Here is a 7,469-nt window from a genome sequence, read left to right as displayed (position 1 = left end):
TGGATTAGCCGAACAAGAAATTAACGAAGCAAACAACAATTGCCAAAGCCAACAGCTAGAACAATCTGCCGAAGCTAATCTGCTTCCTCCGAAATTAGGCGAAACTAATTCTTCAAGTAGTGCCGAAGCCAGTCTGCTTCCTCCGAAATTAGGCGAAACCAATTCTTCAAGTAGTGAGTGCCAACCAAAAAATAATGTCCCTGAAAAAATCGACCTAAATTTAGGTATTTCAATTGTTACTTTTGTCGAACGGGCTGCCACTATTGGTATCAACATAGGAATCGACCCAACTGTTGTTAATACCCCCAGACGCACTCCTAGAGATACTTCAACGGTCGAATCTGGTACGGCTTGTTCTGCTGTGAACTGCCCGTAGTATAATCTCAATACATATTATTTTTTATTATTCAACAATTAATCGATACTCAAATCATCTCAATGAATTTTTTGCGTTTTAACAGAAGTTTACCTACCAAAAAACTATTATTTATATCTGCTTTTGCTGGCTTAATATTAGGGCAGCTAACTCCCCAAATAGCTAATGCTCAAATAGTAGAAGAAAGTCTAGATCGAGACGATTTGGTAATTGATTCTAGCTTGCCTTGGGGAATTAAAAAATGGCCTCACAGCAAAGTAATTGAAGTCTTAGATTTAGCTGCTAGCGTATACGGTCGAGTAGTGATCGATCGCTATGGCATCGATGATAGCGATACGGCAATCACCCAGCCTTTTAGTAGAATCAAACCAGGAAAAACCGTATTGGCTTCTATTTGGGGTAGCAATTTGGATGGCTGTTATGTGGAAACTATCGTTCAAGCCGCACCCAAGAATGAAATCAATCCCGAAGTAACTTTACCCACTTTATTAGAATTGGGCATTGGCGGTCGGATTGTGAGTTTGTCACCGCGAGAAACTAATCCTGAAATTATTAGTTATAGGTACAATTATTTGGGTAAAGATAATTCCCAACAGCAATCAATTTGGCACATGAATCATCGTATTTTTGATATTGATGCCGCTACTGCAAGTCAATTGAGCAATGCACCAATAGAATCTGTTAGAGCAAGAATGCACTTTGGTAGTAAAACTATTCCTTTTGATATTGGGGTAGATACGGTAGAAAGATGGCAAGATATTTTTTCCTTTAATTCTACTTGTCAATACGTTCCTTAGATGAAAAAAAAGCGGTGCTTTCTTAAGCATCGCGTTAATAGTTATTTAGTTTGAATATTGATAATTTGTACTATTGATTGTCTGCGAAAACTATTCGCTCCAAAATTCTTCTTGTACTTGACCTTCAGTAGTCTCTTGAATTTGAGTTTGTTCGATTACTTCGCTATCTTGGGTTTCTCCGCCACCTTCAACAATTTGCTTGGAATCACCTACGCCTTGATTAATTCCATCAACTGCATCAATGGTATCGGTAGTAGTTTCGTTAGTTGTATCGATTCCTTCTTTGACGCTTTCAACGCTTTCTTTAATGTCAGTAATACCGTCTAGAAAACCAGCCAAGATGATTTCCGAAGAATTGGACTCTAGGCGGTTAGCTTCTGTTGTGTCTGAAGTGGATGCCTTAACAGATATGGGAGCTAAGAATAGAGAAAGAGCCAGAGGGAACAAAAATTGTTTTTTCATGAGATATATGAATTTTAGTCGGTGTGACTAAATAATTTGGTACTCAGTTTCAGATAGATTACATTTTATTTTTAATGATTTTCAAGCAAAAAAGCAAGGAATTCATCAAACTTATTAAACTTACAATATTTAACTCCAAAAGCCTCCATAGAGACAAACGAGGTACTATTATTCTGGTGCAACTTCAGGGGCATCATTAAGAAAATCTGCAAAATTAATATACAGACGCTGTCCCCCACTGTTTTGATAAAGAGGACCATCGTTCGTAGAAGCATAGTTGTCGCCAATGTTCATTAGCTGTTTGACACTGGCATTGGGATCGCTACCAGGCTTGAGGGTGAATAATTGAGAAACGCAAGGACCATCTTTTTCTTCAGCCACGCAGACTATATTTTGTCCGTTTTTAACTCCTGTCGTGATGTATTGTAGTTCTCCGCGATCGTATGCCTCTTGAAAATTCTGGGAAACTATTTCGCAGCGTCGCTGAGGAGTTAAATCGCTACTAGGATCGTTTACCCAGTCGCTAACCCAATAGACGATCGGAATATTCCCGCGAGGTGTCTGAGCCACAGTCATAGGTATATCTCGCCAAGAACCACACAGGAATTTTGTTTTTTGAGTTTCTTGACCATTGACTGAGGCGATCGTTGCCAATATACTAGCGAAACTCAAGGATAGTGCAGAAGCCAAGTATTTTGGTTTCATAAGCCCGACTATTTTAAATTGTATTATTACTTTTAATTGATTAGGTTATTAAAATAATACAATATATTTTCAGGCGTAAGATAAATACTTGTAAAGCTCTAACCTATTTGAATTGGGCGGGAAGAGCGAATGTTGTAAGGTAGGATTTAAAGATATATTTTTCTGGTTTGAGTCAATTTAAAAAATAATAATTAAAGTTAATCTTACGAGTTTTAAGCGATTATTTATAATCGATTGTAATTTCATTGACCCAACTAATAATTAAGAACCAGAAATATTGATTAAAGATTGAATCAATTGAGACTTTTATTTTTACATTTTTTATGAATCCGATAACGTTTTTAACTTTAATAGCAGGATTGGTTTTATTGGTGGTTGGTGCGGAATTTTTAGTTAATGGTGCTTCAAGAATTGCAGCGATCTTGCAAATTTCACCCTTAATTATTGGCTTAACTATCGTGGCATATGGTACGAGTGCGCCAGAAATGTCTGTTAGTATTATGTCTGCTTTTTCCAGCCAAGGAGATATTGCAGTGGGTAATGTGGTGGGTAGCAACATCTGTAATATTCTTTTGGTTTTGGGTATGTCTTCTGCGATCGCACCATTGATAGTTACCAAGCAAATTATTCGCTCTGACGTGCCAATTATGATTTTGGTATCTCTATTATTGTTGATGTTTGGTTTAGACGGTCAAATCAGCAGAGTAGATGGCATCATTTTATTTATTGGCGGCGCGCTTTATACTTTATCTCTAATTTATCAAAGCAGCAAACAAACAGAAGAACAAGACGAGTTTGCCAGAGAATATAGTTTTTCGGGAGATGTAACTCCGCAATTGTGGGTTAAAAATGTGGTTATGGTTATTGGCGGATCGGGCTTATTGATTTTTGGCTCTCGTTTGTTGGTCGAGTCAGCGGTAGAGATCGCTCAAGGTTTTGGTGTTAGCGAGTTATTAATCGGCTTGACCATCGTGGCTTTTGGTACTTCTTTACCAGAATTGGCGACTTCTGTCGTGGCTAGTTTTCGAGGAGAAAGAGATATTGCCGTTGGTAATGTTTTAGGCAGTAATATTTTTAATATTTTGGCAGTTTTAGGAATAGCTGGAGCATTATCTCCCAGTGCGATCGAAGTCAGCCAGACAGTTCTTCAGTTCGATTTGTTAGTAGCGATCGCCGTAGCTTTTGCTTGCCTACCTATTTTTTATTCTGGCAAGCGTATCGATCGCCTAGAAGGTTTGCTCTTTTTGTTTTATTATCTGGCATATAATGGCTATCAAATTCTCAAAGCCTCCAATCATCCTAGTTTAGATCTATATAGTTCGATAATTCTCTATGGTTTTATTCCTCTAACCATTATCTTTGTCATTATTGCTGCTGTTTTGGAAAAACGAGCCGAGAAAAAACGTAAAAAAATTGGTTGATTTTCAACTGTTCGCTATCGAGGCAAGATTAATAGCGAACAGTAAACATACTAATGTGAATTGAATCTACATGAGAATTGAAATTTTATGGTTTTCCCCATCAATATCAATCTAAAGCTCTTGCTGATATTCTTCCAATAAATCAACTAAATCGACTTTGCATTGCATTGGTAATAGTTTGTCCAAGCTTAATTCGGTTGCTCCACCGCCCAATTTAACTGGAATACTTTGTAAAATTTCCATCACTGCATCTTCACTCAAAGCATTATCTTCCAAAAGAGGATAAACTTTTTCCGCTACCACAACGTGCAATTTGGCATCGTTGAGATATAAGTGCCATTTGGCAACATCAATATAGACAGCTTCGCCAATTTTGGCTGCCAGAGTTTCTATGTCTTGTGTATTAGCCATTAGGTTTCAATTGATGAATAGTCTGCGATCGCTTTGATATAAATAAAATGTAAGACTAAAATGCCAAACCAAATACCATTTACCCAGATCAACCAAGACCATTCAGTAGATTTGAGAATGTGGACGAACCACAAACCCGAATTGGTAGCTGCAAAAACACCCACGTGAACGGCAAAATTGATAATGTCTTCTAAACGACGGTATTCTGGGTCGTTTTTACGGTCTGGTTGTCGAGGCCAACGAGGAGGCATATATTACTACTAAAAATTTTGATTAATTCATGACAGATATGCTCTTATTGTATCTGTTTAGCCGACATTTATTCGGCAAAATAATCTCCCGATTTTCCTCCAGTTTTGCTTAACAGGCGAATTCCTTCAATTTGCATTGATTTTTCTAGTGCCTTTGCCATATCGTATAAAGTCAGTGCTGCTACCGATACTGCCGTCAAAGCTTCCATTTCTACCCCCGTTTTCCCTTCGATCGCCACAGTAGCTTGAATTTTATATCCAGGAAGAGCGCGATCGGGAGTAATTTCTAGCTCAACTTTCTTAATTGCCAAGGGATGGCAGAGAGGAATCAAGTTGGCTGTTTGTTTGGCTGCCATAATTCCCGCAATTTTTGCCGTACCCAAAACATCCCCTTTAGGAGCATTTCCCATGTCAATTGCAGTCAAAGTTGACTCGGACATTCTAATTTGACCTACTGCGATCGCCTGACGACGAGTAGTTTTTTTGTCCGAAACATCCACCATGTGGGCTTCACCTCGTTCGTTGAGATGGGAAAGAGAATTAAACTGATTATTTTCTTGCATTTTGGCTTAATGTTCTGCTAGTATTAGATACTGTTGGGTAAAATACACGCAACTTAACCAGCCAGGGCGAGTAGCTCAGTGGATTAGAGCATCTGGCTACGGACCAGAAGGTCAGGGGTTCGAATCCCTTCTCGCTCATAATAGATTAGCAAATGTACGACCGTATCCAGCAAGACTGTTCAATTTGAAGTTTGCTGTATTATTTGATAATCATGCCCGCTTGATCGAAAAAGCTGGTTTGTCTGAAACTGGCAATCAATTTAAAACCCTTTTCTCCTTACCCTCATAGCACGGATTAAATACATATTTGTGCAAGATCTTCAGTTATAGGCTTAGGGCAGATAATGGCTCGAACAATAAGTGTAGAGCAAGCATCACTCACCCTACTTTAAACCAAGTTCAAGGTAGATATTCCACTACTTTTTCAAGTAATTCATCTGCATCCACAGTTTTCTTGACAAAATCTGAAGAACCGACAATTTTGGCTCTAATGCGGTCTATGATGCCGCTACTACTAGTTAAGAATATAATTGGTGTGTCGGAAAATTCTGGGTGCTGGCGTAGTTGGGCGCAAAGATCGTAACCACTAACTTGAGGCATAACAACGTCTAAAAAAATTAGATCTGGTTTGCGCGCCAACAAAGTGGGTACAGCATCTTGAGGATTATTGATAGCAATAAAACGATAGCCCGCAATTCTGATAATTTGCTCCATCATGTGAGAGGTCATCAAACTGTCATCAATACAAGCAATTAAAGGACGGTTGAGATCTTCGTAATCGCTACTATTAGGAGAAATCAACTCTAATAAATCGGGAATCTCTACCAAGCCAAAAATTCCCGACTGAATGTAAGGCAATAGAGAACAAACAACCTGTAAGGGTGATGTCTTGAGTTGTACGGATAAATCCCTCAATGTCCTGTTACCATTCAGCAGTTTGCAAAGACTTTGATAGGCTGAGATAGAAGTTTTTTCTTGTAATTCTTGAGGCTGTAAAATTACGGGGGCAAGATCTGGCTGTCGATCCGCCACCATCGCATTTTCCCAGTTAGACCAAATTTGTTGATTGAATTCAATAACTTCTTCTGCTTCCACAGGATCTAATTGAGGAGCTAGAATATTATCGCGATCGAGACGGCAAATAACTTGTTTGGCTTGAGTCAAGTCAAACAATATTTCTTTCAAGACAAATTGCACCCCATTGTTACCTTGTTGGGGAGTGATTATCTGCTGTTCGACCCAACTGGATAGTTGTTCGTATTCCCAAATATTATTACTAAGATCTGCTTCTCTTTCGCTTAACTCTTCCTGGAGGCTGGATAGTTGAAAAGGAATCTGGGGTAGGTTGGTAATTAGATTTCTTTGCCAGCGACGGATAGGATGAATTCCTCCCGTTCCATAAACCAATCCTCCTAAATAAAGATATAAATTCCATTCATTACCCTTAATCGGATCGATAAATGTTAATTGACCGCTAATTTTTGTCTCTTGTAGAGATGTAAATAATTTAATCTGTTTGGGAGTGGTAAATTCTCTGATGATTAAATTTTCAGATGTTTTCTTAGCAATCATTTCTCCAGCCCCTTTGTTGTAACAAGTTGATAATTTCTAAGTTGGCTTCGGGGAATTGGTACTGATTCATCAACGATGGATCTACCCAATGGATTTCCTCGCATTCGAGCGGTGTTGGTTCTCCGTTTAAATGCTGGCAAAGATAAACGTGTAAAGTTACCCTAAAGGTTTTATAGTCGTGGGTTATGGTTGTCAAGGAGTCGCCAACGGCTATTTCTATGGCTAATTCTTCTTTGACTTCTCGCTCGATACATTCTTTAATGGTTTCTCCCGCTTCAATTTTTCCTCCAGGAAACTCCCAGAGTCCGCCCATTTCTCCTGTAGCTTTTCTGCGATCTATCAGAATCTTGCCTTCTGTGTTGTAAATTACAGCGACTCCAATTTGCTTGTGCTTTATCGGAGAAGATATTTCAGACATAGTTTAAATAGGTAAAATTTAATTTATTTTGAATTTTAGACTTAAAAACTTGGTTATAAAAGTAAAGCAACCTTTATATTATGTCGATAGAGGTTGCTTTAATTATTATTTTAATTAACGATTAGAATTTTTAGCTATCTGTATGAGTTGCCAATAAAGATTCTTCAAAGCTCATTCTCTGTTCTACATTACGTAAAAAATATCCGCTCATCATAGCTGATGCTAATAAACGCCCCAAGCTTTCTCTGCTAGTACTGATATTGACATCAAAATTATCGTTGGGAAGATTGCCTAATAGTCCGATGATATTTTGTTCGATCGCCTGAAAAACTTCTTGAGATTCGGGCTGGGAGAGTTGAGCAACGGCTTCAGGACTCAAAGATTGTACGTACTGCCATAGTTTATTACCATCAGCATTTTTGGAAAAAGTGTTTTGTGGACTGCTTTCGCTTTTCACTCTTGCACCTCTTGGGGTATAGTTTGCAATTTGTTC

11 protein-coding genes and 1 tRNA gene are annotated in these 7,469 nt (G+C 38.4%); 4 read left to right on the top strand and 8 right to left on the bottom strand.

The features are described 5' to 3' along the window. Together AC33VI_RS06345 and AC33VI_RS06340 are read left to right on the top strand one after the other, a co-directional pair. On the top strand, positions 1-376 hold a 376-nt coding region (locus tag AC33VI_RS06345), incomplete at its 5' end, for a hypothetical protein (protein ID WP_491781423.1). A gap of 62 nt (positions 377-438) precedes the next feature. Beyond that, positions 439-1,173, top strand: coding sequence for a hypothetical protein (locus AC33VI_RS06340; RefSeq protein WP_491781422.1), 735 nt, complete (start codon positions 439-441; stop codon positions 1,171-1,173). A gap of 90 nt (positions 1,174-1,263) precedes the next feature. Here the strand turns inward: AC33VI_RS06340 and AC33VI_RS06335 are convergent, their stop codons facing one another. Beyond that, positions 1,264-1,635: a hypothetical protein gene (locus AC33VI_RS06335; RefSeq protein ID WP_491781421.1), complete on the bottom strand. Its 372-nt coding sequence runs from the start codon at positions 1,633-1,635 to the stop codon at positions 1,264-1,266. 168 nt (positions 1,636-1,803) lie between these two features. Beyond that, positions 1,804-2,340 carry a COP23 domain-containing protein gene (locus AC33VI_RS06330; RefSeq protein ID WP_491781420.1) on the bottom strand — a complete coding sequence of 179 codons (537 nt, stop codon included), beginning with the start codon at positions 2,338-2,340 and terminating at the stop codon, positions 1,804-1,806. Positions 2,341-2,663: 323 nt separating this feature from the next. On the opposite strand from AC33VI_RS06330, the gene AC33VI_RS06325 reads away from it, so the two are divergent. Then, on the top strand, positions 2,664-3,761 hold the full coding sequence (locus tag AC33VI_RS06325) for a calcium/sodium antiporter (RefSeq protein ID WP_491781419.1): 1,098 nt from the start codon (positions 2,664-2,666) through the stop codon (positions 3,759-3,761). A 111-nt stretch (positions 3,762-3,872) separates the two neighbouring features. Here the strand turns inward: AC33VI_RS06325 and AC33VI_RS06320 are convergent, their stop codons facing one another. The 3 genes from AC33VI_RS06320 to moaC form a co-directional block, all read right to left on the bottom strand. Continuing rightward, entirely contained in the window at positions 3,873-4,172 is a 300-nt protein-coding gene (locus AC33VI_RS06320; RefSeq protein WP_491781418.1) for a DUF3181 family protein, read from the bottom strand. Further along, complete coding sequence (locus tag AC33VI_RS06315; protein ID WP_491781417.1) at positions 4,172-4,423, bottom strand: 2TM domain-containing protein; 252 nt, start codon at positions 4,421-4,423, stop codon at positions 4,172-4,174. Before AC33VI_RS06315 ends, AC33VI_RS06320 begins: the two co-directional genes overlap by 1 nt. Positions 4,424-4,491: 68 nt before the next feature. Then, positions 4,492-4,986: a cyclic pyranopterin monophosphate synthase MoaC gene (gene moaC, locus AC33VI_RS06310; protein ID WP_491781416.1), complete on the bottom strand. Its 495-nt coding sequence runs from the start codon at positions 4,984-4,986 to the stop codon at positions 4,492-4,494. Positions 4,987-5,050: 64 nt separating this feature from the next. On the opposite strand from moaC, the gene AC33VI_RS06305 reads away from it, so the two are divergent. Continuing rightward, positions 5,051-5,124 (top strand) — tRNA-Arg (locus tag AC33VI_RS06305). 261 nt (positions 5,125-5,385) lie between these two features. Here AC33VI_RS06305 and AC33VI_RS06300 read toward each other — a convergent pair. From AC33VI_RS06300 to AC33VI_RS06290, 3 genes are all read right to left on the bottom strand, one after another. After that, a complete protein-coding gene (locus tag AC33VI_RS06300; RefSeq protein WP_491781415.1) occupies positions 5,386-6,558 on the bottom strand; it encodes a response regulator in 1,173 nt (390 codons plus the stop codon). Continuing rightward, positions 6,548-6,976 carry an 8-oxo-dGTP diphosphatase MutT gene (gene mutT / locus AC33VI_RS06295; RefSeq protein ID WP_491781414.1) on the bottom strand — a complete coding sequence of 143 codons (429 nt, stop codon included), beginning with the start codon at positions 6,974-6,976 and terminating at the stop codon, positions 6,548-6,550. The genes AC33VI_RS06300 and mutT overlap by 11 nt, the downstream gene beginning before the upstream one ends. 130 nt (positions 6,977-7,106) lie before the next feature. Continuing rightward, the gene (locus tag AC33VI_RS06290) at positions 7,107-7,433 is read right to left on the bottom strand and encodes a DUF760 domain-containing protein (protein ID WP_491781413.1); all 327 of its coding nucleotides are present in this window, start codon (positions 7,431-7,433) and stop codon (positions 7,107-7,109) included. Positions 7,434-7,469: the final 36 nt, after the last annotated feature.

This window comes from Waterburya sp. (genome assembly GCF_058530065.1).
The sequence above is the reverse complement of the archived record's forward strand: the minus strand, read 5'-3'. Positions and strand labels throughout refer to the sequence as shown.